Origin of the sequence: Treponema sp. OMZ 906, assembly GCF_024181185.1 — a bacterium.
Taxonomy (GTDB): domain Bacteria; phylum Spirochaetota; class Spirochaetia; order Treponematales; family Treponemataceae; genus Treponema.
In genome coordinates, this window is sequence record NZ_CP051196.1 from 1143011 (window position 1) to 1168545 (window position 25535).

General features: G+C 46.4%; 14 protein-coding genes and 1 pseudogene. 7 read left to right on the top strand and 8 right to left on the bottom strand.

Going from position 1 to position 25535, the window contains the following annotated elements; translation table 11 throughout:
- Positions 1-85 precede the first annotated feature (85 nt).
- The 5 genes from E4N69_RS05070 to E4N69_RS05090 all read left to right on the top strand — a co-directional run bounded on the left by E4N69_RS05070 (position 86) and on the right by E4N69_RS05090 (position 9568).
- Positions 86-1312 (top strand): SPFH domain-containing protein, encoded by a 1227-nt coding sequence (locus E4N69_RS05070; protein WP_253824704.1) that lies wholly within the window; start codon positions 86-88, stop codon positions 1310-1312.
- A 283-nt stretch (positions 1313-1595) separates the two neighbouring features.
- Entirely contained in the window at positions 1596-2744 is a 1149-nt protein-coding gene (locus E4N69_RS05075) for a TFIIB-type zinc ribbon-containing protein (RefSeq protein ID WP_253824705.1), read from the top strand.
- A complete protein-coding gene (locus E4N69_RS05080; RefSeq protein WP_253824706.1) occupies positions 2738-3640 on the top strand; it encodes a TPM domain-containing protein in 903 nt (300 codons plus the stop codon). The genes E4N69_RS05075 and E4N69_RS05080 overlap by 7 nt, the downstream gene beginning before the upstream one ends.
- A gap of 11 nt (positions 3641-3651) precedes the next feature.
- The gene (locus E4N69_RS05085) at positions 3652-3840 is read left to right on the top strand and encodes a GyrI-like domain-containing protein (RefSeq protein ID WP_371922369.1); all 189 of its coding nucleotides are present in this window, start codon (positions 3652-3654) and stop codon (positions 3838-3840) included.
- 112 nt (positions 3841-3952) lie between these two features.
- Positions 3953-9568 carry an alpha-2-macroglobulin family protein gene (locus tag E4N69_RS05090; RefSeq protein ID WP_253824708.1) on the top strand — a complete coding sequence of 1872 codons (5616 nt, stop codon included), beginning with the start codon at positions 3953-3955 and terminating at the stop codon, positions 9566-9568.
- Positions 9569-10403: 835 nt separating this feature from the next.
- Here E4N69_RS05090 and E4N69_RS05095 read toward each other — a convergent pair.
- The 3 genes and pseudogenes from E4N69_RS05095 to E4N69_RS05100 form a co-directional block, all read right to left on the bottom strand.
- A pseudogene (locus tag E4N69_RS05095) lies at positions 10404-11093 on the bottom strand (Rpn family recombination-promoting nuclease/putative transposase); the annotation flags it as partial.
- Between the two features lie 198 nt (positions 11094-11291).
- A complete protein-coding gene (locus E4N69_RS12670; protein ID WP_256478599.1) occupies positions 11292-11423 on the bottom strand; it encodes a hypothetical protein in 132 nt (43 codons plus the stop codon).
- Positions 11424-11615: 192 nt separating this feature from the next.
- Positions 11616-11939 (bottom strand): helix-turn-helix domain-containing protein, encoded by a 324-nt coding sequence (locus tag E4N69_RS05100; protein ID WP_253824709.1) that lies wholly within the window; start codon positions 11937-11939, stop codon positions 11616-11618.
- Between the two features lie 151 nt (positions 11940-12090).
- Here E4N69_RS05100 and E4N69_RS05105 point away from each other — a divergent pair, with 151 nt between their 5' ends.
- Both E4N69_RS05105 and E4N69_RS05110 read left to right on the top strand, forming a co-directional pair.
- A complete protein-coding gene (locus tag E4N69_RS05105) occupies positions 12091-14139 on the top strand; it encodes a site-specific DNA-methyltransferase (protein WP_253824710.1) in 2049 nt (682 codons plus the stop codon).
- Positions 14139-16931, top strand: a complete 2793-nt coding sequence (locus tag E4N69_RS05110; protein WP_253824711.1) for a DEAD/DEAH box helicase family protein — start codon at positions 14139-14141, stop codon at positions 16929-16931. The genes E4N69_RS05105 and E4N69_RS05110 overlap by 1 nt, the downstream gene beginning before the upstream one ends.
- A gap of 10 nt (positions 16932-16941) precedes the next feature.
- On the opposite strand, the gene E4N69_RS05115 is transcribed toward E4N69_RS05110, so the two are convergent.
- From E4N69_RS05115 to E4N69_RS05135, 5 genes are all read right to left on the bottom strand, one after another.
- Positions 16942-17994, bottom strand: coding sequence for a KamA family radical SAM protein (locus E4N69_RS05115; protein WP_253824712.1), 1053 nt, complete (start codon positions 17992-17994; stop codon positions 16942-16944).
- A 13-nt stretch (positions 17995-18007) separates the two neighbouring features.
- Positions 18008-19243, bottom strand: coding sequence for a M20 family metallo-hydrolase (locus tag E4N69_RS05120; protein ID WP_162663333.1), 1236 nt, complete (start codon positions 19241-19243; stop codon positions 18008-18010).
- Positions 19244-19359: 116 nt separating this feature from the next.
- The gene (locus E4N69_RS05125) at positions 19360-21174 is read right to left on the bottom strand and encodes a DNA topoisomerase IV subunit B (protein WP_253824713.1); all 1815 of its coding nucleotides are present in this window, start codon (positions 21172-21174) and stop codon (positions 19360-19362) included.
- A 185-nt stretch (positions 21175-21359) separates the two neighbouring features.
- Positions 21360-24410: an insulinase family protein gene (locus E4N69_RS05130; protein WP_253824714.1), complete on the bottom strand. Its 3051-nt coding sequence runs from the start codon at positions 24408-24410 to the stop codon at positions 21360-21362.
- Positions 24398-25459, bottom strand: a complete 1062-nt coding sequence (locus E4N69_RS05135) for a flagellar motor switch protein FliG (RefSeq protein ID WP_253824715.1) — start codon at positions 25457-25459, stop codon at positions 24398-24400. The genes E4N69_RS05130 and E4N69_RS05135 overlap by 13 nt, the downstream gene beginning before the upstream one ends.
- Positions 25460-25535 lie beyond the last annotated feature (76 nt).

Genomic DNA, 25535 nt, shown 5'->3' on the forward strand with positions numbered 1-25535 from the left:
TCTTTACCGATTCTTTCTTTCTATACTAATATAGATCTTATAAAATATTAGTATAGAGATCTTACAAACAGAGAGGAGTAATGCAATGGGATTGATAACAGCAGCGCTCAGCGCAGTAGGCGGCGGTTTAGCGGATCAGTGGCTTGAGGTTGTCGAAGCGGATGATATGGGTGAGGGCATCGTACTCGCAAAGGGTGTACCGGTGCGCACGGATAAGCGTAATAGGAATACCAAAGGCTCAAGCGATGTGATTTCTAATGGGTCGATTATCCATGTTAATCAAAATCAGTTTATGATGCTGGTAGACGGCGGAAAAATTATCGACTACACGGCGGAACCGGGATATTTCAAGGTTGATAACAGTTCGGCTCCCTCTCTTTTCAGCGGCGGCTTCGGCGATGCCTTAAAAGAAACATTCAGTCGTTTTAAATTCGGCGGAACAACACCGATGAAGCAGGAAGTTTTCTACATCAATTTGCAGGAAATCAAGGGGATTAAGTTCGGCACACCTAATCCGCTTCAGTATTTTGATAATTTCTATAATGCGGAGCTTTTTTTGCGGGCATTCGGAAACTACTCCATCAAGATAACCGATCCCATCAAATTCTTTAAAGAAGCCTGCCCCCGAAATGCAACACACGTACATATCGACGAGATAAATGAGCAGTATTTAACCGAATTTTTAGAGGCATTGCAGGCGGCCATCAGTCAAATGTCGATGGAAGGCGAGCGGATTTCGTTTATTCCGTCGAAAGGAACACTCCTCAGTAAGCACATGTCGCAGATTCTCGATGATTCGTGGAAAGATCTGCGCGGTATGGAGGTGCTGGCAGTCGGTATCGCAAGCATCACGTATGACGACAGCTCCAAAGAACTCATCAATATGAGAAACAAAGGTGCAATGCTCGGCGATCCTTCTATCCGTGAAGGGTTTGTGCAGGGTTCTATTGCGCGGGGTATGGAAGCAGCAGGTTCCAATCAGGCAGGCGCCGGTATGGCATTTATGGGCATGGGGATGGGCATGAACGCAGGCGGAAACTTTATGGGACAGGCAAGCCAAACCAATATGCAGCAGATGCACATGCAGCAAGCAGCTCAACAACAGTCTGGGCAGCAAACCGCTGCGGCGGGACAAACCGCTCAAGGAAAAGCGGCAGGCGAATGGTTCTGCACCGAATGCGGACACAAGAATACCGGTAAATTCTGTGCGGAATGCGGCACGCCGAAACCCGCAGGAAATAATTGCCCTTCATGCGGCGCAGAAGTCAAACCGGGAACAAAATTCTGTTCGGAATGTGGCGCTAAACTCTAACAGAACTGCAAAGCTGTAGCTAAGAGAAATCGATGCAACCGCCACAAAATCTCCAAAGCGGTTGCCTTCTTGTCCCGCGAAATTTTGTACAAAATTTCGCTTTATCTATGTTTCAAAAGAAGGGCAAACACATCAGATGGATAGACCAAATGCCACAGAATAGTTAGGCTGTGAATACCCCTCTTGCAGCCACAAAGTGGCGAAAGGCGGGTTGAACAGCCTAGCTATTCTGTGGGGGTACTAAACAACTTCTGATGTGTTTGCCCTCTAAAGGGAAACAACTATGAGTGTGATGAACTACAAATGCCCCTCATGCGGGGCGCCGATTGAGTTTAATCCGCGATTGGGCAAATTTAAATGCGGATACTGTTTTACCGAGCATACGGAAGAAGAACTGACTGCCTATCTCGAAAAACTGCAAGCTAAAACTGCTGCAGCAGACGAAAGCGCCGGTGATGCTTCTGCCGGCCATAATGTCGCACCGGAATCCGGTACGGGAAATGACAGCGGAGGAACTCCTGATAAAGATACCGCTTCCGGCAACAGCAGCGGAAAAAGCGGACAGACCGTTAAGGTGTACCAATGCGCCAACTGCGGCGCGGAAGTTGTTGCGGGCGACACCTCAACGGCGGCTTTTTGCTACTACTGCCACAGCCCGGTGGTTATAACCGACCGGCTCAAGGGCGATTTTAAACCCGACCGCATTATCCCGTTTAAGATTGATAAAAAGACCGCTGTGCAGAAATTTCTGGAATGGGCGGGCAAAAAGAAATTTACACCCAAAGGCTTTACGAGCGAAATGCAGCAGGAAAAAATCACCGGCATTTACCTTCCGTATTGGCAGGCGGATATCGATGCAAAGGTTGACTACCATGCGGTCGGTGTGAACGTTACTCGCTGGTCAAGCGGAGACCGGGACTATGTAAAAACCGATAAATACAAAATCGACCGCACCGGTGATATTGCCGTAAACAACCTACAAAAGCTTGCATTTTCAAAAATCGACGAATCGTTACTCAACAGTATTACTCCCTACGATGAAGCGGAGATGAAAAATTTTTCCGCAGGGTATTTGGCAGGCTTCTTTGCCGAACAATACACCGAAGATAAAGAAGCAATAAAACCCGCTTTAATGACACAAGCAAAACAAACCACAGCGGCGCTGATAAAGGAATCTACTTCTTGTACTCATTTTGAATCGGAAAAAGATTCAACCGCCTATTCCGTCCGTGAGCAACGGTATGTGTTACTCCCTTCGTGGATTCTTACATACGTCTATCACGGTAAGCCGTACGTTTTTGCCGTAAACGGACAAACCGGTACAACCTGCGGGGAGCTGCCGCTGGATAAGGCAAAAGCAGCACTGACAGCGGGGCTTCTCGGCGTCGTATTCGGTGCGCTTATGTTCTTAGGAGGGATGTTTATATGGTAACGATGGCGACGTCGGCATGTTCAAAAAAATATGCCTACAGAAAACGGCTCATTACGACTCTTTTTTGCTGTTTTCTCCCCCTTATACTTCTTTATGCAGAGACGAGCACTTCGGACGAGGCTGATTGGAGCGAAACCGAATGGGATGCAGACGAACTTTTTATTCCGATAGAACAATTTGCCGGACGACCGGTCGTCGATATGGCGGGCATTCTAACTCTCAGCGAACAACAGGAAATAGCGGCACGCTTTACGGAATTTTCCGAAAGCCTCAAAACGGATGCGTCAGTGGTACTGGTTGCCGACACCGGTGATTTGACAGCGGAAGCTTATGCAGATGATTTCTTTGATTACGGCGGCTACGGCTACGGAGAAGACCGCGATGGAATCTTGCTGTTAATCGTAACAGGATACGGCGACGGCAGCGGAAGAAAAGCGCATATTTCAACCTCAGGTAAGCGTACGATCAATACCGTTACCGATTCCCGTATTGATGATCTGCTCGATGCGCTCATCGACGGTGGAGCAGCGGATGGAAATTATGCCGCCGGGATCAATGCATATATCGATAAGCTGCACACCATAATCCAATCACCGGAACAAGCGGCCGCCGCAAAGCTGAAAAGCAGACTCTTATTTGCCCTCGGTACCGGTGTTTTCGTGTTTTTAATCAGCTTTTTGATTCTATTAAAACGCTATAAAATAGCCGGTGCAAAACCGTACTACGATCGGGCGAAACAAACACAGGTACGCTTTGCTTCTACGAACGACCCGCTTATCAGTACCAATACGATAAGTACCGTACGGCCTAAAAGCAATTCAAGCGGCAGTTCCGGAAGCTCCACTCATACATCTTCAAGCGGGCGCTCTCACGGCGGAGGCGGCAGGTCGTTTTAAGTTTTAAGCGGGTGCCTTTCGGGCATCCTGATTGCATTCACCAAGGCTGGAAGTACGTCATGGAAACCTTCTTCCCCGAACAAGGCTACTGCCATGCCGGTACCCCCGACTTTGAAGCATATTCGGAACAGATTTATTTGCCAAGCCGCTTTGCGATGGCTCTATTGATAAAAAAGTCAATACTGTTTATATGGTGTTAGCATAGAGTCCAAAATCCGAAAACGCAAGAAAAAAAAATTGAGTACCTGCATGCGAAATCCGTAATTGACCGCTGGATAGATTTGATTTATTATCTATTTCAGGGAGTGTACTATGAACCATACCGGTCTTTTTTCCTACATACTGACAAGAAACGTCAAAAACAAAAAAATGAGATGTATACCCATTGCTGCAGCGCTGTGTCTCGCTGCAATGTTTATATTCGCAGTTATGAGCCTTACCGGATGCGCCGATAAGCGGCAGACGGCTGCGGACAGCGGAACGGAGGAATTTGTTACGGCGATTTCTCCGACCAATATCGGAAGGCTTGCTCCTATTGCCGTCAGCTTTGCCTGTGATGTTATCTGCGAACCTGAACAGGCTTTGCAGTTTTCTCCCCGGCAGACGGGAACATGGGAACTTCAAGACAGCAAAACGGTTGTGTTTACGCCGTCCGTTCCTTATTCTTTCGGTCGTAAAATCATCTTATCTGCAGACTGCGCAAAGTTGTTCGGAAAAGATACGGCACAAGGAACATATCGCCATGTCTTTTTAGCCGATACCCCTTCCTACGAGGTCGCGCTGGATACATTAACTCTTGATCAGTATGAAGAGGCATATTCGCTCAGCGGCAGCATCACTACGGATATTCCCGTTACGGCGGACACCATCCGGCACTGCGTTTCGGCAAAAGCGGGAGGCTTTTTTAAAAGATCCTGCGCAATACAATGGGAACAAGGCTCGTCGGGAAAGGTATGGAAATTTTTTATCCAAAATATCAGTATTAAAAAACGGGCACGGAGCTTATCGGTTTCGTGGCAGGGGCGGAAGCTCGGTTTGTCGAAAAAACAGGATGCGGCATTTGCGGGCGAAAAATTATTTACTATTCCGCCGGAAAATGAATTTTCGATTATCGATATCAATACTTCAAAAAAGAACACCATACTGGTAAGTTTTTCGCGAATGCTCGACACATCTCAAGATATACAGGATTTTATTTCGACTCACAATGAAGACGGTTCTCGGAGCGACGATGTTAACGTATCAGCCAGAGGTAACGTACTGACGATTTATGACGATTCAAATTGGCGGAATATCAGAACTATCCGTATTTCAAACGGGATCAAAAGCTCGAACGGCATCTACCTTGCCGCAGCGCGGACTATCACTCTTTCGGATAATTGGGAACTGCCGTCCGTGCGTTTTATGACCGACGGAACTATCTTACCGTCATCACAGGGGACGGTGCTACCGGTCGAGACACGGAACGTGAGCGGTCTTTTAATACAAGCTTTTGCTATTTACGATCATAACATCGTTCAATTCTTGCAGGTCAATGAATTGGACGGAACCGATGAACTGTACCGCGTGGGCGAGCCGGTGTGGACGCAAAATGTTTCATTCGATTGGGACGATTCGATGCAGAATAAATATATTCCGCGTGGAATCGATGTGTCGGCGCTCACTAAAAAATATCCTCATGGGATGTTTCAAATACGCATTTCATTCAGAAAAAAGAATATCAAATACCGTATTCCCACAGATGCCGATGAAGCGTTTGCTTCGCTGCCGCAACCTCCCGATATGATCGAAGCGGATTTGCCGCCCGACGAAAAGAGTTTCTGGAATTATTGGGAAGATTTGGATTATGATGAGCGGGATACTTATTGGTCAAATAAAAATAATCCCTATCATCCGGCTTTTTACATTCCGCGTTTCAATAGTAAGAATTTGATAAAGCGGAATATTCTTATCTCAGATGTCGGCATTATGGCGAAAAAGACAACGAGCGGGAAGCTGTACGTCAGTGTTGCCGACATCAAAACGGCGCAGCCTATCAGCGGAGCGGAAATTACCTGCTATTCGTATGTCGGCTCAAAAAATGCCGAACTCCGGTCGGATAAAAACGGTTCCGCAGTACTCGAAGACGCTTCTAAGGCAGTATTCATCGCGGCAAGCTACAAAGGACAGACTTCATATTTGAAAATTGGAGCCGGAACGGGATTGAGCGTCAGTCATTTTGAAACCGGCGGCGAAAAAACCGTAGGCGGCGTAAAGGGATTCATTTACGGAGAGCGCGGCGTATGGCGGCCGGGTGATCCGCTCTACCTGACCTTTGTGCTGCAGGATTTACAGAAAACCCTGCCGGCGGATATTCCGGTCTCTTTTGAACTTTCCGACCCGCTCGGACGGGTAACGGAGTCGCGCCTCCTAACCCACTCGGTAAACGGCTTTTATCCGGTGGAAACAAAAACCGCCGCAGGCGCGGTAACCGGTCTCTGGCAAGCAAAGGTAAAAATCGGCGGACAGGAATGGACGCGGCCGCTCCGCATTGAAACGGTCGTCCCGAACCGCCTGTCGGTTAAACTGGAACCTGAGAAAAAAATGCTTACTAGCGGTACGAACAACTTTACGCTTTCGGGGGCATGGCTGCACGGTGCGCCGGCACCCAATTACAACGCAGACGTTGCCGTGTTCTTTACCTCTGCGCCGGATAATTTCGGTTATTCCGATTTCAGCTTTACCAATCCGTCGGTAGAAATGGAACTAGGCCGCTCAACCATTTGGGAAGGAACACTGAATAGCGCCTCAAAGGCAACATTCAGCGAGCATTTCACCATCGGCGCAGATGACCCCGTACCGGGAAAACTACAGGCGCATTTTGTCAGCCGCATCTTTGAGCCGTCGGGAGCCTTTTCTACCGAACAAAGCGCTTTCCCGTATTCGCCGTACAGCCGCTATGTCGGTCTGCGGCTGCCGAAAGGAGATGCCGCCCGCGGAATGCTTTTAACCGATGTTCAACATACCGCCGATGTACTGCTGATAGACCAAGACGGTAAGCCGGTTCCTTCCGGCGAACTGTCATATACGATTCATAAATTGGATTGGAAATGGTGGTGGGAAAAAGACGCCCTCACCGACGCAACGTATGTCTCCAGCAACTCGTCTTATGAAATTGTACGCGGCTCGGTACCCGTTACAAACGGCAAAGGGAGCTTTCAGTTTGAAATAAAATATCCTTCATGGGGACGTTATCTTGTTACGGTCTCCGATGGGCGGCGCGGACACAGTGCGGCAAAAATCGTGTATATCGACTGGCCGGGATGGGCCGGACGCGCTCAAGAAAGCGGTTCGGGCAGCGCGGCGATGGTTACGCTCATCACCGACAAACGGCAGTATAGCACGGGCGAAACCGCTTCTGTTTCGTTTGCCTCAAGCGCCGGAAACAGAGCCCTCGTTACGGTAGAAAAGAACGGCGAAATTCTCAAACAGGATTGGCTTGAAACCGCTAAAGATACCACGGTGTATAAACTGAAATTAACGGAAGCGATGGCGCCGAATGTGTACGTGCATATCACGGTATTGCAGCAACACTTGCAAACGGCGAACAGTTTGCCGATTCGCCTTTACGGTATCGTACCGGTGATGGTCGACAATCCCGCCACGAAACTCAATCCGGTGATTACCGCTCCGGCCGTCTATGCGCCCAACGAAAAAGCGGTTATCTCCGTATCCGAACAAAACGGAAAACCGATGACATTCACGCTGGCTGTTGTCGATGAAGGGCTTTTAGGATTAACGAACTATCACGGGCCGGAACTGAGACGCGAATTCTATAGGAAAGAAGCGTCACAGCTTTCGAGCTGGGATTTATATCAGTATGTTATGAACGCCTATAGCGGAAAGCTTGAAACGCTGCTTGCAATCGGCGGTTCCGAAGACCTTGTCGATAACCGTGAACGGGGCAGCAATCGGTTCAAACCGGTGGTGCAATACCTCGGCCCCTTTACGATCGCCGCCGGTGAAAAGAAGCAGCTTTCGTTCGATATGCCTGAGTATGTCGGAGCCGTGCGGGCGATTGCGGTTGCAGGCTTTAACGGCGCTTACGGTATTGCGGAAAAGACCGTTCCCGTAAAGGCCGACCTTATGATACAGGCCGCGCTCCCCCGCACACTCGGTGTCAATGAGCGTATCGATGTACCCGTAACGGTATTCAACGGGACGGACTCTGCACAAAATGCAAAAATCACCTTGAATACAAAAGGCGCCATTCCGTCCTTTAACGCTGAAAAAACCGTAAAGGTTCCCGCTTCTTCGGATACGACCGTTACGTTCACGGTAAAAACGGAAGCGGCCGGTACTGCCGACTTCACCGCCGCTGTAAAAACAGGCAAAGGTTTTGCGCAGTCGGTAACGCCGGTAGAGGTACAGGCACGGGGTATTCCCGTTACTTACCGTACACCGTTTACGCTGAAACCTTCGGAAAAAACGATTGTGAGCGTACAAAGTCCGGGAGAAGTCAGTTCGACAACACTTTCAATGGAGCTTTCTTCCATACCGGCGCTCAATTTAGCAAGCAGACTCGACTACCTGATTCGGTATCCGCACGGGTGTATCGAACAAATTACCTCCGGCGGTTTCCCGCAGCTGTATCTCGCAGACTTTGTACAGCTGTCGCCGCAGGAAAAGACGCGCATTCAAAAGCATATTCAATCGGTTATCGAACGCTATCCTCAGTATCAAACCGCATCGGGAGCCTTCGCGTACTGGCCGGGCAACAGCGCGCCGTCCGCATGGGGTTCGAGCTATGCGCTCCACTTTTTAACGGAGGCAGAAAAGCAGGGCTATGCGGTACCCGATTCGATTAAAAAACCGCTGACCTCTTGGCTTGCTTCTTCCGCGGCGGAATGGGAATCCTATAGTGAAGATTCGGCTGAAATACAGGCATACCGACTCTTCTCGCTTGCGCTTGCAGGCAGCCCGAATATCGGCGCAATGAACCGGTTGAAAAATGAACGCCTTGATGCTTCCGCCGCGCTGCTGCTGGCTGCTGCATACTCGCTTACGGGCAGAGATGACACGGCGAAGGATGTATTTGCAGATGCATTGGGCGCATTGACTAAACAGGAGACATCCTACCGGTATACCGGCGGCTCTTTTGGTTCGTCCACCCGCATACAGGCACTCTATTTGATGGTATGTACGCTGCTGAAGGATGATGTAAAGGCGGCGAAAGCAGCCCGCGAGGTTGCATCCGTACTTTCCTCCGATGATTGGTGCAGCACGCAAGAGACCGCATGGCTCCTATTCTCGCTTTTACCCTATTACAAAAACCGCGATGCAGCCTCGTGCAGCTATACCGTTACGGCGAACGGCGCGGCGCGACAGGGACAGCTTAAAAACGCCTCTATTATCGAAACCTTGCCTGCGGGAACGGCGGACAAACAGACCATCGAAGTAACGAACACCGGAAAAGCGATCCTCTACGGCATTTTAACCGCAGAAGGCATGTCCGTACCGGGAACGGAACAGCGGCAGAATGAAAATATCGACCTTGATGTTTCGTACTTCAATTCCGACGGATACATGATTTCTCCTACCAATTTGAAGGTAGGGGATTCATTCGTCATAAAAATTCTTGTCGCGAACCAAACATCGAAGAAGATCGAAAATATCGCGCTGACGTTCCCGATTCCAACCTGCTGGGAAATCAGTAACGACCGGATAGCCTTGGACAGCAGCGACGGTTCGGATTCTTTCGCCTATCAGGACATCAGAGACGACGTCGTGTATACCTACTTTGATTTAGCGCGTAGGGATTCGGTAACCTACAAGTTCTATGCAACGGTTGCCTATAAAGGAGAATACTTTATACCGGCTATCCATGCGCAAGCAATGTACGATAATAAGATTAGGGCGGTGGTGCCGGGTCTCAAAGTGTCCTTTTGAAATATATGGCACATCTACTTCGTTGCATCATTAAAAGTGTACATCCCTGTACACTTTTAATGGCGAATTTCGGCAAAGCCGAAATATCGCTTCTGTTTAAACCAGCGGCATCCGTGCCGCTTCTGAAAATCCTCAACGTATCAATTCCGCCAAGGACGGCGGTGGCTCTAGTCAGTAGTGTGTTTGCCCTGCAAACACGCAGGTAAAAAATATACAAGGATGTATATTTTTTACCGTGCCTGCGGTACTTTTTTGCCTAACTCCTTGTATCTGCACCGTCTATTTCAAAAGGCTTACGTGTTCGCGCCTTGTAATTGCAGAACGGACAAGGATGTCCGTGGATTGAGCAGAAGCAAGTTTTTCAGTAGAAAAACTTGTCGTTGAGCAGTTGTACACGGATGTATAACTGCTCAACAGGCTATTTTCAAAAGCGCTGGAGATACGGCGCATCTACTGCGTTGCATCATTAAAAGTGTACATCCCTGTACACTTTTAATGGCGAATTTCGGCTTTGCCGAAATATCGCTACTGTTTAAACCAGTGGCATCCGTGCCAATGTTTAAGCGGCAATGCCGCTTAAACTTGCAAGTTTTACTCTTGGCAAAACGTTGCTGCCGAAAATCCTCAACGTATCAGAACGCCCAAGGACGGGCGTGGTTCCCAGCAATAGCGATATTTTGGCTTTGCCAAAATTCCCGTTCAAAAATTGACAAGGAGGTCAATTTTTGAACTTGCCACGGATGGCGGTGGTTCCCCTTAGCGGACGACTTAGGTAGATTGCGAGCCGGTGCAGCAATCTATCCTAATGACCAGCCTTTGTTCCAAAGCTTCGTTCTTATAGTGCTTCCACTTCTGCTGGAGAGAGTCCGGTTGCTTGCGCGATATTTTCCCGTGATAACCCAAAATGCAGGAGATTTTTCGCGGTTTCCAGCGCCTTTTGGCGGGAACCGCGAGCTTCACCTTCAGCTAATCCGCGCTCAAGGCCTTTCCGCTCAGACTCGCTTATCATTGATAATCGATCGCTTTCATATTCCCATGCTGCCTCATATCGCTTCCGCTCTTGCTCATCCAGATAAAAGATATCCATCACTTTGTTTGCCTTTGCCATTACAGGATTTCCTTGTGCTAGCATAGTCCTTTCCTCTTTACTGTCTGTTTTGATAAACATAAGCCATTTTTCTAGGCTTGTCAAATTCTCTTTCGGCAGCTTGGTTAAGTCTAAAAAGTGAATCTCCAACAGTTCATCCAAAAGTGTCCGATCTTCTTCCCGTATCCGATAAACCGAATGTACTTTGCGGCTTAATTTAAACGGACTATTCAGTACATTGATTGCAATACATTATATGTACTGTAAACCACGGGAAAAATGCTCATGAATCATTTTTGAACAGTAGAAAATACTCCGCTTGGGATAATAATCAAAGTAGGTATTCTGTATTTCCACATCGATTTTTCGCCCATCATTTAAGCGGATTTTTATATCGAGCCGTCCAGCTTTCTCGTTGTAAAATAGAGGGATATACTCTTCTTTTGCAAATAAGCGGGCATCTGCGTTGTCGCTATGCCGAAATAAATACTCAACGTATACCCGATACGCCTCCGTTTTATTTCGGCACGGCTCCTAGCATCTACTCCACCTATTTGCAAAAGTCATTTCAGGATTGCTATGTCCGTATGAGGTTCTTTCGTACCAAAGAGACAGAAGCGGCATGGATGCCGCTGGTTATATCAGAAACGATGTTTCGGCAGCGCCGAAACTCGTTCTTTCCATTGTACACGGATGTACAATGGAAAGAAATGCGTAATCGTTTCGAGCTGTAAAACTCATAGGGATATTATGAAATTTTCTTACCATCTTTCGCCTCCGCGCATATACCTCTCTTATAAGGCACGGCTGCAAAAATGGCTAAGAATTTTAAGAGAAAATCACAAGTTTTTATTAAATGCTTATTTTGTCACGCCCTATACATTTTGCCGGTTCGGTTTCGCCGCGTACTGCCATGGAGTTTTTTTAGACGTATTTGCGACTTACATAACCTGTTAGCCGCTACTCCGCTAAAAATTCCTCTATCGTATCTACCAGATCGTTGAAATTATTACGAAGGCGGTTCATTAACGCTTTCGTACGCTTACCGTTATAGGATGGCATCGCACCTACCGGTAAGAACAGTTCATACGGTTCCACGTCAAGCGCAGCGGCGATAGATGCAATTGTCTCAAATTTCCCGATTTTCTTTTGATTTTCAATTTCACTGATATATGCGCTTGTAATACCGGCACGTTCGGCAAGCCGTTCCTGCGTCAGTTTTTTAGATAACCGTAGCCGCTTTATGTTTTCCGAATACAATTTTATCAATTCAATTTCAGTCATAATGTTATTATAAAATTACGATTTGCCGGAAAGAATATACAAATCGCTATAATACAACAACAATACGCCGATAATTTTAACGAATAGTTATTTTTTAATAAAATTGTTCACTTTTGGTTAAAATTCCTTACAAATAGTAAATGGAGCCGTTATGCCGTATACTGAAACACCTGAAACGAATGCGCTTAAGCAGCACATTGAAACCATACTTGCTGCAGTACCGGATTTTGTAGAACCGGCTGCCGATAAAAACCAAAAACCGAGATTAAAAATTAATGTGATAAAGGATTGTGCCGAACGCGGTGATATAAAATTGCTTGCACCGCTGCTTAACAATCCTTCCGTAAAAAAAGCCTTTTTTACTCCGGTTTTAGATAGTTTTGTTTTTAATACGGTGAGGTTTAAAGAATTTTTGGAATATTCTTCCGCCTGTAATTCATACTCAAAATACCTCGGACAAAAAATCGGTTTATATATGGGAGACATTCCATTGATCGAACGGAGCGAAGTTGTTTTGAATTTCCCGTTCAAAGATTGCGTATTGGAAGGCGGTCAGCGTAAAGAAGACGGGTTGGATACTTATTTTGAATACGATAACAAAGAACATGGATACACGGAAAAAAAGAGCAAACGTCGAGAGGTGTTTTACAATGAGGTACTCGCCCGCGATGAAATAGACAGTTTGTTTTCCCCGAAAGCATTTTGCAACGCAAAGCGTTATGAATCGGGAAAATCTTCTCTTTGTAAAAAATTAAACCGAGATGCGGAACTGAATAAAAAACGCGGGCTTCCGGAAGATACCATCACCGATAATCTGATAATTAAAGGAAATAATTTACTTGCGCTTCATTCGCTTAAAGAAGAATTTACAGGCAAGGTAAAGCTCATTTACATAGACCCGCCGTACAATACAGGGAACGATAGTTTTGCATACAACGATAATTTTAATCATTCCAGTTGGCTCACCTTTATGAAAAATCGGCTTGAAATTGCACGGGAACTATTAAAAGAAGACGGGGCAATTTTTGTACAGATAGATAATTCTCCAAGTGATTTACGAAATTCTCCAGAGTATGGTTATTTACTTGTGTTAATAATGGATATGGTGTTTGGACGACAAAATTATATTACTTCTATGGTATGGAAAAAAAAGGGAAATCCAAGCAATACACAAAACGGAATAGGAACAATTACAGAAAGCATTTTATTCTATGCAAAAAATATTGATGAGCTCCCTATAAATCTGCTTGAGTACAAACGATCTTATAATTATGAAGATGAAAGAGGCCCTTATAATCTTGAAGTTCCAATAAAAACAAATTCTGGTGAATATGAAAGAAAAACAATGCTATTTGTAGTAGAAACACCAGATGGGAATTTTTCTCCACCACCGGGGAAACGATGGACATTAAGCTTGGAAAACATGAATAAACTTGTTGCCCAAAAAAAATATGTAATTGACAATGGAAATTTCAAAATAAAAAAATATATTTCTGATTACAAAAAAGGTGACAAAAAATTATATAACAATTTGTTTGTAGATCAAGGTTCCTTAAAATCTGCAAAATCAGAATTGGAAACACTTGGATTCCCTCGAGATATCTTCGATACTCCAAAACCGGAAAGCCTGATTAAAAGAATGTTGGAAATTGCTTCTTCCGAATCCGATATTGTTCTCGACTACCATCTCGGATCAGGTACAACCGCTGCCGTTGCGCATAAAATGAATCGACAGTATATCGGTGTTGAACAAATGGATTATATCGATACGGTTACGGTAGAACGGCTTAAAAAAGTCATCGAGGGTGAACAGGGCGGAATCTCAAAACTTGAGAACTGGCACGGTGGCGGGTCGTTTGTTTACATGGAACTTGCTGAAAAGAACGAACAAGCGGTGCGGCTTATTAGTGCGTGTGAAAATCTTAAAGAGCTTATTTTCCTATTCGACGAACTGTGCCGTAAATATTTTTTGCACTACAGCGTCCGTATAAAGGAATTTCATGAAGAAGTCAAAACAGATCGCTTTCAATCGCTCCCTTTGAAAGAACAAAAAGAAATGTTTTGCCGTATACTCGATTTAAATCAGCTGTACATTAATGCGGATGACAGGGAGGACAATAACTCAGGGCTCAGCACGAACGACATTGCAATTACGGAAGATTTTTACCGGCTACGTGGCAATGATAAGGAAAATAGGTAATGCTTATCGATAAAATTCAAAATCAAAAAGAGATCCTTGACGAACGCGATTATGCAATTCCTTCATACATTACGGATAACTTAAAATATCCGCCTTATGACTGGCAGCGTGAAGCTTTGGAAAACTTTCTTATCAATGAAAAACTTCGTTCAAAGCTGTTAAAAAAAGGACAAACTCTTCCACCGAATCATCTTATGTTCAATATGGCTACGGGAAGCGGTAAAACGCTCGTTATGGCTGCATTGATTTTGTATTACTACAAGCAGGGATATCGGAATTTTATCTTTTTTGTTAATCAAAATGCTATTCTTGGAAAGACACAGGCAAATTTTATCGACACAAAGCATACTAAATACCTATTTAAAGAAAATGTCATCATTGACGGGAAACGAGTTGCATTTCGAGAAGTCGATATGTTTTCCGATTTCTGCGATGACGTACAGATAAAATTTACGACAATTCAGAAACTGCATAATGATATTTATAAAGAAAGTGAAAACTCCGTATTACTTTCAGACTTGCAAAAACGTGATGTTATTTTATTCGGGGATGAAGCACATCACTTAAATGCAAGTACGGCAAAGAAAAAACAAGCCTCTCTTTCGGATGAAATTTCGTTTATCGGAGAATTAAAAGATTCTGCAAAAGAAGACGATATTGAACGTTCGTGGGAACATACAGTGTGTCATTGTATTTTAAACAAAGACGATGAAAACCAAAAGAAAAACCGCAATGCGCTTTTGGAATTTACCGCTACGATTCCCAATACATCGGAAGTGTTACAAAAGTATGAAGATAAAATAATTATCAAATTTGAACTGAAAGACTTCGTCGAAGCGGGCTGTACAAAACATATCCGCCTTGTTCGATCAAATCTTGCATTAAAAAAAAGAATTTTACAGGCATTACTTTTAAATTGGTACCGTTATCGCATTGCGCTTAAACTAGGAATTTCGAATTTTAAACCGGTTATTCTTTTTAGAAGCAAAACAATTGAAAATTCAAAAGCAGATTGCCGGGTGTTTATTGAATTATGTAAATCCGTCACAGCATCGGATTTTAACTTTGTACATAATCTTTCAAAAATCAACATGCCTGCCGATGATACAATTCCGTTATTATATACCGTTGATGACAATATCTTTGAGCGGATTTTGTTATATCTCAAAGAGAGTAAATGTTCTTTTGAGAATGTCGCCGATTATATCCGTGAAAATTTTCAAGAGCGTACTATCATCATCACAAACAGCAAGACAAATAAAACCAAAAAAGAAAAAACGGATTCCGAAATAGACCGGCTTCTAAACAGTCTTGAAGATTACGGCAATCATATTAGGGCGATTTTCACCGTGCAACGCCTTACCGAAGGCTGGGATGTACTGAACCTGTACGACATTGTCCGATTGTATACGGGACGCGATACAGATACCAAAACACACAAGGCCGGTACAAGCACGACGAGCGAAGTGCAACTGATAGGTCGCGGGGTGCGTTATTTTCCGTTTGTCTATAATGATATGCCGGTTAATCGCCGTAAATTCGATGATGATATCGGTAATGAGCTGCGTATTTTGGAAGAATTCTACTTTCATTCTGACGAAGATCATCGTTATATCAGTGAATTATCGAATGAACTCAAAAACAGAGGGTTGATGACGGAAAAGCGAACGCAAAAAATCTTTCCTGTAAAACCGAAGCAGCAAGAGATACTGAATGGAATGTATTTATTTGTGAATGACAGAATTGAAAACCCTGCACGTAGACTAAAAAAACTCCCGGATAATTTTCAAAATCTTTCTCCGTTTGAGTACAGAATTGCTACAAGTCAATACTCTGAAATACGGAAAGTTGATTTTCAAAAAGAAGATACGTATATTGCGGCTGAAAGCGGTACATTCAATACTGAAGTATTAAAGGTTTCCGATATTCCGATGCATATAAAATATAAAGCTATTCATCGCGTTAATGCAAATGCCGCTTCTTACTATAGCTTTGAAAATATACGCTGCCGTTTTAACGTTCAAAGTATGGAAGCCTTTTTGGATTTCATAAAAGATATAAAAATTAGGCTCACGCATGATACAGACAAATATGAAAATCTTCCGAATAAAAAAATGCTGGAAATGTGTGAAAATTTTTTTACTTACCTACAAAAGGAATTGGAACAATTCGATAAGCCGTATAAAGGAACGGATTTTCGGTTGGTAAAATTTTCGGATATATTTTCGTTCGATCAACAAAAAGGCAAAATATGTTTTACTAAAGAAAGGCTTATTTCCATCGATGAACAGGCACCGGAAACACAGGAAAACAAGACATTGGAAAAAGAACTGCGAATTGCAGATTGGTATGCGCTCGATGCGTTTTGGGGTACAAGCGAAGAACGAAATTTAATTCAATTTATAAAAGACAGAAAATCAAATTTACTTATAAATTACGATTCTTTTCAATTACTCCGAAATGAAGAAGTCTATAAGATTTTTGACTTTGATACAGGACGCGGATTTCAACCTGATTTTTTATTATTTTTGCACGGAAAAGTCGGCAATCCTAATGCATATTATCAGGTCTTTATCGAACCGAAAGGCACGCATCTTGCGGGAGACGACAACGACGGTTGGAAACAAGATTTTCTGGAAGAAATTAGCAGACGCTACGGTACGGAACATATCGTTATGGAACGTAACAGTTCGTATGTGTTAATAGGATTACCGTTTTTTAACACCGAAGATAAGGGGTTGAAATCAAAATTTACGGAAAATTTTGAAAAGACGATTCTCCCTCGCCATTAGTCAATAAAACTTACCTCGGATAAGTATAGCTCTTTCCGTCGATACCCCGTGCCGAAAAGCGTCCGTCTTTTAACGGGGAGACAATATCCTCATAAAGCAGTAGGGCGGAAAGCGGGAATTTTCCGCCGCCGTTCGGTAAATCGACTGCAAATTGCGGTAACGATAAACCGGAAAGACGTTTACGTAATGCTTTCCATATAAGCGCGGCTTTTTCAAGCGGTACGCGAAAATGCGCCGTTCCCCGCGCCAAATCCGTTTGAAACAGATACCCGGGTTTTATCCCCATACATACCAGCGCGTGGAAAAGCTCCGCAAGAACGGCGGGCTCATCATTAACGCCGCGCAGCAATACGGTTTGGGTTTGCACGGGAATCCCCGAATCGATACAGCGGGTTAAGGCTTGCCGCTGCGCCGTGCCGAGTTCCGCCGGATGGTTTATATGTGCAATCACCCAGAGCGGACGAACGGAACGGAGGAGCGCCATAAGCTCTTCGGTAAAAAGCTCCGGTGCAAAGACCGGCGCACGGGTACAGAGGCGAAGCAGCAAATCGGGACGGACGGAACGGAGACATTCAAGCAGATGCTTTATTTGCTCAAAGCTACCGCTCATCGGGTCTCCCCCCGAAACCAGAATTTCCTGTACTTCGGGATGTGTTTTAAGATATGCTGTTACCGCTCCGATTTGCTCATCGGAAATAAAGCCGCTTGAGCGGGCGGTAAATTCACGCCGGAAACAGTACCGGCAATACGAGATGCAGTGGCCGGTACTCAATAGCAGCACGCGGTTCGGATATTGGTGTACCAGATACGGGGTAACGCAATAGCGCGCTTCGCCGAGCGGGTCGCCCCGCTCTTCCTCCGACACGACCAGTTCGTCGTCGGAGGAAAGCACCTGCCGGCGCAGCGCAGCGGCGTCGGCAGGTGCTGCGGAGGTAATCAAGGCCTTAAACGCCGGCGAAACATATTCCGGCAAGCGGATAACCGTATCGGAAGCACGCTCATTTCGCCAATCATCATTCCAACGATTATCATCCCGGCAATCATCATCCGGTGCGGCGTTCATACCTCCGTCACACTTACAGCGCATCGACTCCGTACATCAATGCCGCCAGTACCTGCGTATCGTCGATTAAGTTTTTCATAATGCAGTATTCATTCGGCTGATGCGCCATATCGTCGAGCGTGCTCCATACGACGGCGTTAAAGCCTGCCTGACGGAGCGGAGCGGCAACGGTTCCTCCGCCGATACCGATGGTTTGCGTTTTTTTGCCGTGTACTTTTTCGATAGCCTTTGACAGCATCGTAACAACATCTGCATCAACAGGCGTTGCAGGCGATTCCGCCGAATCATCAATAATAAGCTCAACCTGTACGCCGTACTTTGCTTCTATTGCACTCGCCTCGACTTTTATCTTCTCCATCACTTCCGCAACAGTGTAACAAGGAAGGATACGGCAATCCATATAAAACACATCGTCGCCCGGAATGGTATTGATGTTCGGAATATTCGCTTCTTTTTTTGTCGGCTGCAAGGTCGAATACGGCGGTTCGAACAAATTGTCTTGCTTTGAAAATACTTTTTCCAGTGCATTCAACCGAAGCGCCAAATCCGCCGCCGCAATGTGCGCATTCTTTCCTAAATCGGGACGTGAGGCGTGCGTTTGCACTCCATGCACTACAACCTTTAACCACAACAGGTTCTTTTCCGCAACTTCAATTGTCTCACCCGAAGGATCTCCCCCGTCAGGAACAACGATAATATCCTGCGGCTTAAACAGCTGATGATTATTCAAAAGATAGATGACGCCGTATCTCGAACCCACTTCTTCATCAGCGACAAACAACAATTTTACGGTGTGAGCAGGCTGAATCTTTAATGCAAGAAATGCATAAGCGGCGAATACCGCTCCGGTCAGTCCCTGCTGGTTATCCTCGACGCCGCGCCCGATAATTTTATCACCGTCCTGCTTCAATACCCACGGATCGCTTTCCCATTTTGCCAGCTCTCCGGGCGGCACCACATCGGTATGCGCCATAATCCAAACCCGTTTTGAATCATCTTTGCCCGGAATAGTAACGACAAGGTTAGGTCTGATACCGGAGGAGACCCGCGTATCGGGTGCATCGAACCGTTCAAATTGAGTAAAGCCGAGCTTTTTTAAATACGCTTCCAGCGCTTCGCATTTTTTCAATTCCCCGTCGCCGTCCGACTCCGGAGCCATGGCTGGAATGGAGCACAAAAGCCGTTCAAGCTCAATCATCTTATCTTTTTGTTGAGCGATAAAATCTTTAACCGATAAAAAATTTGACATACAACCTCCACATACGTAATGAAATTAAACTCTCTTCAAAAGAGCAAAACACTCTCAAAAGAGGCTTCTACTATACCATATTGATAGCTATTCTGCAAACAAGAAGATTGATCATTCTACGCGTCGACTTCCGCAAGAAGATTTTTCATAATAAAGGCTTTGCGTTCGGGGGTATTCTTTCCCATATAAAACTCAAGCACGCCCGGGATCTTTTTCACGGTCTGAATGCTGACCGGTAAAAGGCGGATATCCTTTCCGATAAACTGACCGAATTCGCTCGGGCTTATTTCTCCCAATCCCTTAAAACGGGTAACCTCCGCCGCTGTACCGAGCCGCTTCATTTCGACATCCCGCTCTTTTTCCGAATAGCAATAGCAGGTCTCTTTTTTGGTGCGCACCCTGAACAGCGGCGTTTCCAAAATAAAAATCCGCCCACTCAGCACCAGCTCTTCAAAGTAGGTGAGAAAAAAGGTGAGCAAAAGATTTCTGATATGAAAGCCGTCGTTATCGGCATCGGTTGCGATGATGATCTTATTATAGCGGAGGCTTTCAAGGCTGTTTTCGATACCGAGCGCCATCATCATATTGTAGAGCTCCGCATTTTTGTAGATGGCGGCCCGTTTTTTGCCGTGCATATTTTCGGGCTTACCGCGCAGCGAAAAAAGCGCTTGCGTAAGGACGTCGCGGCTCGAAACCATTGAACCCGAAGCCGAGTCTCCCTCGGTAATAAAAATCATCGACTCATTGCCGTACTGCTTATCTCCAAGGTGAAACTTGCAGTCTTTCAGTTTCGGGATTTTCATTGCAATTTTTTTTGCGGCAGCCTTCGCTTCTTTTTTAACGCTGTTCAGCTCTGTCCGCAGCCGCTCGTTTGCAAGGATTTTTTCTTCCAGCTTCCGCGCAGCTTCGGCATTTTTTTGCAGCCATTCCACCACAGCGGCCTTGGTACCGTTGACAATCCACGGCCGCACCTCGGTATTACCGAGCTTATTTTTCGTTTGACTTTCGAACACGGGCGCTTGCACCTTAACCGCCACCGCCGCGCAAGTGCCTTCGCGGACATCCTCGCTCTTGTAGTTTTTACGGTAGTATTCGTTAATACCTTTCAGCAAGCCTTCTTTAAAAGCGGAAAGATGCGTGCCTCCGTCCGAGGTATACTGTCCGTTGACAAACGAAAAATAGGTTTCGCCGTAGTTGTTGGTGTGAGTAAAGGCAAATTCGAGCTTTGCTTCCTTAAAGTGAGCAATCGTGTAGAGCGTTTCTTCGCCGATTTCCGCATTGAGTAGATCGAGTAAACCGTTTTCCGATATGTATGAAGCGCCGTTAAAGGTGAGCGTAAGACCGGCGTTCAGATAGGCGTAGTTCCACATCCGTTTTTCGATAAAGTCGAGGTTGAACGTATAGTCGCCGAATATTTCCCTGTCGGGGATAAACTCCACGAGCGTGCCGTTCTTAATCCCTTTTTTGGTATCTCCTTGTTTTTCGTGCTTTAGCACACCCCGCTCAAACACCGCTTCGGCGTATTTCCCGTCGCGGACGGAAACCACTCGGAAATATTCGGAGAGCGCGTTCACCGCCTTGGTACCGACGCCGTTCAAGCCCACCGAAAACTGAAAGACTTCATCATTATACTTCGCACCGGTGTTAATGACCGACACGCATTCTACGACCTTCCCAAGCGGAATACCACGTCCGTAATCCCGCACGGTAACTTTGTTGTCCTTCAGCAGCGCGTCGATGCGGTCGCCGTTCCCCATGATGAACTCATCGATGGAGTTATCGAGCACTTCTTTTAACAGGATGTAAATACCGTCATCGGGGTTCGAGCCGTTTCCAAGCCGGCCGATATACATACCGGTGCGAAGCCTGATATGCTCCAATGAGCTAAGCGTCTTTATTTTCGATTCATCATACGTATTCTTTGCAGCCATGTTGTTTTAAATTCCTTCCATAAAAAGTCAAGAAGAAAGTTTCAACTTTCGATTGACTTTTTACGCATGTTCGCAACGAAGTGAGAACATGCAGATGATATACAAGTTTGCGATTAAGCAAACTTGAGTAAATAAAAGTCGTGCCATTTGTACGGCTTTTATTTAACACTCCATAAAAAGTTTTTTTAAATTGAAGTCAGAACGGTGAGCGGCGGAAGTCCTAAGTTGTCTGCCGTTTGCCGGAGCGCAGCGTCGGAGCAGATTACCGCAGCGGTGCCGCCGGATATACCTTCCGCCGTCGTTGCCGAAAGCGCGGCGCTTCCCGATACGCTTGCGGCGAGCCGCTCGGCAAGCCGGTTCATGCGTTCCCGTGTACAAGAGATAATACCTTCGATTGTTTGCATCCGCGCCTGATGGGTTATCCCGCTTAAGAGGCGCGAGAACGCCGCCGCGCTTCTCTGCGCCGGGGTTCTCGGTTGGAGCGCTGTACTGTACGTGCCGGTAATCAAAGCCTCCAGTTCGGAGTCGGTAAGCGGAGCCGCGATGCTTTTTTCGATACAATCCCGTATACTGCGCAAGGATTTGAGTGGCGCAGGGTCGCGGTAGGTAGTCATCGTAAACAGCGCCGTTGCGGAATCGGGATATGCCGAAACGCCGTACGCGCCGCCTTTTACGCGGATTGCCTCCCACAATGCCCCCGTTTCAAGCCACTGGGCATAGACGATAGCAGCGCCGTATTCCGTTTCATCGAACGTAACCGGCAGAAGCTGTGCCGCAAAGCCTACCTGCACGGCGCTGGGAAAGGCCGAAAGCACCGCCGGTTTTTCAAAGGCTTCGGTTCTAAAGCCGTCGGTATTGCGGTGCGGAAAATCAAATCGCAGTAAATGGAAAGTGAGCGCCTTTTTGATAACGCTTATATCGGCGCTCGTACCGCACACCTTCACAATAAGGCCGGAGCGCATCAGTTTCCGGTGTATTTCTTCAAGTTTACGGGCAAGTTCACCGATTGCCGCCGGTTTTTGCTCCAGCGCCGCATACCGCCCGCGCAGAAAACGCAACTGGGGAATCCCCATCCAGAGATTCTCCGCCCGTTTTGAACCGGAATAGGCAGAAGCTGCGTACAGCGCAGTCAACGTATGCCCCGAATATGACGGCAGCGGATCAAGATCGTTTTTCAGCTGGATAAAAACATCCTTCAACCGCTTTTCGTCGGCAAAAGAAATATCGCTAAGATACGAAAAAATTCGGTTTACCGCGGGTTCGATATATTCGGGCAGCATTTTTGAGCGGATAAAAATCCAGTCCCGATCCGCCACATCTTCCGTGCGGAGCTCATTATCGAAAAACACCGCGGCTTCGGATGTCCGGTGCCTGCCTGCGGAAAAGGTAACCGCAGAAAAGCCTCCCGTCAGGTAAGCGAATTCCGCCGCAACGGCATCCCAGCTCTGCGTTTTTGTTCCCATCGAGGAAAGCGCAGACGTATAGAGCGTCAAGTATGTATAGTCCTCCGCTGAAAGCGAATCGACGGGAACTGCGATGTCCATATAGGTGATACCGTTTGTCGGCTGTTCATGGATGATAACGGGAACTTTGCCGAAATATTCGAGGCGTTCGGGTATCGGCGGTTCAACCGGCGGCAGCTCCTCTTTTGAAATATGCGGAATAAGGTTTTGCGCTTGAGAATCCGCCTCAGGATTAATGCCCGTATCCGCATCCGCTTTTTGCCCGCTAACGGTTGCGGCCGTCTGTTCGGCGGAACCCGAATGGTGTTCTACGCTGCCGAGGCTTTGCGCCGCTTGGTGCGCTTCTTGAGCAAGCCTCGCATCGATGTTCTCGCAAAAGTGAATGTCCGGCCGTACAGAAACGGTTGTCCGATGGGGATTATCAAGCAGCAGCGTACGGATGAGGTCTTGAGCGTAGTGCGGGTTTTGGGAAAGCCGTTGTTTCAGCCGCTGAAAAGCAGGTATGGAACGGAGCGAAGCCTCCGGCGCAAAACCGTGTATCCAGCCGCGGAGCGCCCGCCGCATCAAAACCAGCGAAAAGGGGCCGCCAGAACGGGTGATTTCTCTGTTATAAAAATCGAGGGAATTGAGCGCGGTTTCAATCAGCTGAGGTTCAAAACCGTTCCGGACAATGTCTTCAAGGCCGGAAAGGATGAAGGCTTCAAACTGCCCTTCCGCACTTTTATCGATATCTGCAAGACCGAGCGTAAAGCAGATATTTTTCAGGTCTGCCTGCCCGCCGTTGTACGGATACACATCCTCGGCAAAGGGGCAGTCGAGCAGTTTTTTTTGCAAGGGCGCTCCGTCATGTCCCAACAACAACTCCTCCAAAAACATACAGTCCATCAGCCGGTCGATGTCGGCGCTTTCGGGCAGCAACCAATTCATCGTTACCGTGAGCTTGTCGGGATTTTTTCCTTCTCCTGCGGGCGCCGTTGCCGAAAACACGCGAGGTGTGGGATAGGGCGTAATAGCCGGAATGAGCGGCGGCTTTTCCGCCGGTTCAAAAAACCGCAAGAAGCGTTCCTGCAAAAAGGCAAGCTGTTTTTCGGTTTCGATGTTACCGTACAAAAAGACCTTGCAGTTTACCGGATGATAGTATTTTTTATGGAAGGCGCAAAAGTCCTCATAGCTGAGCTTGACGATATCGGGCGGAAAGCCGCCTGAATCGTGCGCATACACCGTCCCCTGCAAGAGAGAATGCCGCAGCTCACGGTCAACAGCAGAATCGAAATCCGCATACGCGCCGCGCATCTCATTTAACACCACGCCGGAAAAGTACGGGTTTCCTTTTTCATCTCGTTCGAGCCGATGACCTTCTTGTTCAAAGGTTTCCCGTTTGAGCAGCGGAAAAAACACCGCATCGCCGTACACCGACATCAAATTAAAATAATCTTTTTCGAGGGTGCTCGACGCAGGGTACACAGTCTTATCGGGGAATGTCATCGCATTCAAAAACGTTTTAACGCTCTGCTTGGAAAGGATTAAAAAAGGATCTTTCAACGGATAATTTTTTGAACCGCAGAGTACCGAATGTTCCAGAATATGCGCAACGCCCGAACTGTTTTCAGGCGGGGTCATAAAAGCAAACGCAAATAAATTTTCGCTGTCATCGTTATGAATATGATAAACTTCAAGTCCGGTTTCGCAATGCTGCGCAAGAATACCCTCTGCCTGCATTTCGTCAAGCGCTGTTTTTGAAATAATTTTAAACCCGTGGATTAGGTTATCCATACGTCATCTCCGTCCTTTCCGAATAAGAGTAGCTCGCCGTCTTCCCAGCTTTTCCGCAATTCCTGTAAAAAACGATTGGTAACTTCGCGGCATTCCCGCACGGAAACGGGGTTCGACGCCTGATCGTCAAGGATAAACTGCTGTCTGTTTTTAGAAATGTTATCGAGGATTTTTTTGACAAAGACTTCCGGTTTATAAGAAATCAATGCGGCAATTACTGAGGTTTCCATACCGGATAATTTTTTCTGTAAAAAGCGGTCGTCCGCAATGAGCACATCTTCAAAAGTAAAAAGCCGTTCGCGGATATTTTGTTCAAGTTCGGGATTGGCTTCTGCGATGTTCTGTAAAATAAACTGTTCCGTTTCGGAATCGCTGCGCCGTAAAATAGCGGCAAGTACCGCGCGTCCGTCAATCGCTTCGGTAGTCGAGCCTGTCCGTATACGGGTAAACTTTTCGCGCATCGAAGTGCTTACCGTCTGCAAAATTTCAGGACTGATGGTTTTAAGCCGCGCGAGGCGGAGCACGATGTCTTTCTTTTCCGCATCGTTTAAGCCGGTTATATACGCAGCCGCAATCTTAGGTTCCAACTGCGAAAGCACGAGCGCCTGTGTTGCAGGCATTTCGTCCGCTAAGAGCCGCTTGAGCTTTTCTCCGTCGATACCGTCCAAAAAATCGAACGGCCGTTCGGCAGCAGGCGGTATTGCCCGCTCGATAATCTCCCGCGCTTTTTCCCCGCCGAAAGCCGCCGTCAGAATCCCTTGAGCGGTTTCCACGCCGCCGACGGAATTCTTCGCTTCGTTATAAAGCGCCGTAAATTCGCTTAAAATATAGGCGGCTTCGTCCTTATCGACATAGCGGATGGTCAGCATTTCCGCTACTACTTTTTCGATTTGCTCGCGGGTGAGCTTTTGCAGTACCTTTGCCGCCTGCGCCTCTCCGATTAAATATAAAAACTTTGCAACGCGGCGGTATGGACTCTCTTTTTGATCACCCTCACGCGATACCTTTATTAATCCGCGCCGCTGTATCTCACTTTCCAGATCACTCATACTGTCTCCCAATATAATGGAAAAACAGCCGAGTATCAACATACTGCATTTTTGACATACGATGCAACTGCACCGC

Excerpts from the sequence above, each read along its gene's own strand:
- E4N69_RS05070 (WP_253824704.1), top strand. The coding sequence starts at position 86 with ATGGGATTGATAACAGCAGCGCTCAGCGCAGTAGGCGGCGGTTTAGCG.
- E4N69_RS05115 (WP_253824712.1), bottom strand. The coding sequence starts at position 17,994 with ATGAACGCCGCACCGGATGATGATTGCCGGGATGATAATCGTTGGAAT.
- E4N69_RS05075 (WP_253824705.1), top strand. The coding sequence starts at position 1,596 with ATGAGTGTGATGAACTACAAATGCCCCTCATGCGGGGCGCCGATTGAG.
- E4N69_RS05105 (WP_253824710.1), top strand. The coding sequence starts at position 12,091 with ATGCCGTATACTGAAACACCTGAAACGAATGCGCTTAAGCAGCACATT.
- E4N69_RS05125 (WP_253824713.1), bottom strand. The coding sequence starts at position 21,174 with ATGGCTGCAAAGAATACGTATGATGAATCGAAAATAAAGACGCTTAGC.
- E4N69_RS05135 (WP_253824715.1), bottom strand. The coding sequence starts at position 25,459 with ATGAGTGATCTGGAAAGTGAGATACAGCGGCGCGGATTAATAAAGGTA.
- E4N69_RS12670 (WP_256478599.1), bottom strand. The coding sequence starts at position 11,423 with ATGGTAAGAAAATTTCATAATATCCCTATGAGTTTTACAGCTCGAAAC.
- E4N69_RS05090 (WP_253824708.1), top strand. The coding sequence starts at position 3,953 with ATGAACCATACCGGTCTTTTTTCCTACATACTGACAAGAAACGTCAAA.
- E4N69_RS05110 (WP_253824711.1), top strand. The coding sequence starts at position 14,139 with ATGCTTATCGATAAAATTCAAAATCAAAAAGAGATCCTTGACGAACGC.
- E4N69_RS05100 (WP_253824709.1), bottom strand. The coding sequence starts at position 11,939 with ATGACTGAAATTGAATTGATAAAATTGTATTCGGAAAACATAAAGCGG.
- E4N69_RS05120 (WP_162663333.1), bottom strand. The coding sequence starts at position 19,243 with ATGTCAAATTTTTTATCGGTTAAAGATTTTATCGCTCAACAAAAAGAT.
- E4N69_RS05080 (WP_253824706.1), top strand. The coding sequence starts at position 2,738 with ATGGTAACGATGGCGACGTCGGCATGTTCAAAAAAATATGCCTACAGA.
- E4N69_RS05130 (WP_253824714.1), bottom strand. The coding sequence starts at position 24,410 with ATGGATAACCTAATCCACGGGTTTAAAATTATTTCAAAAACAGCGCTT.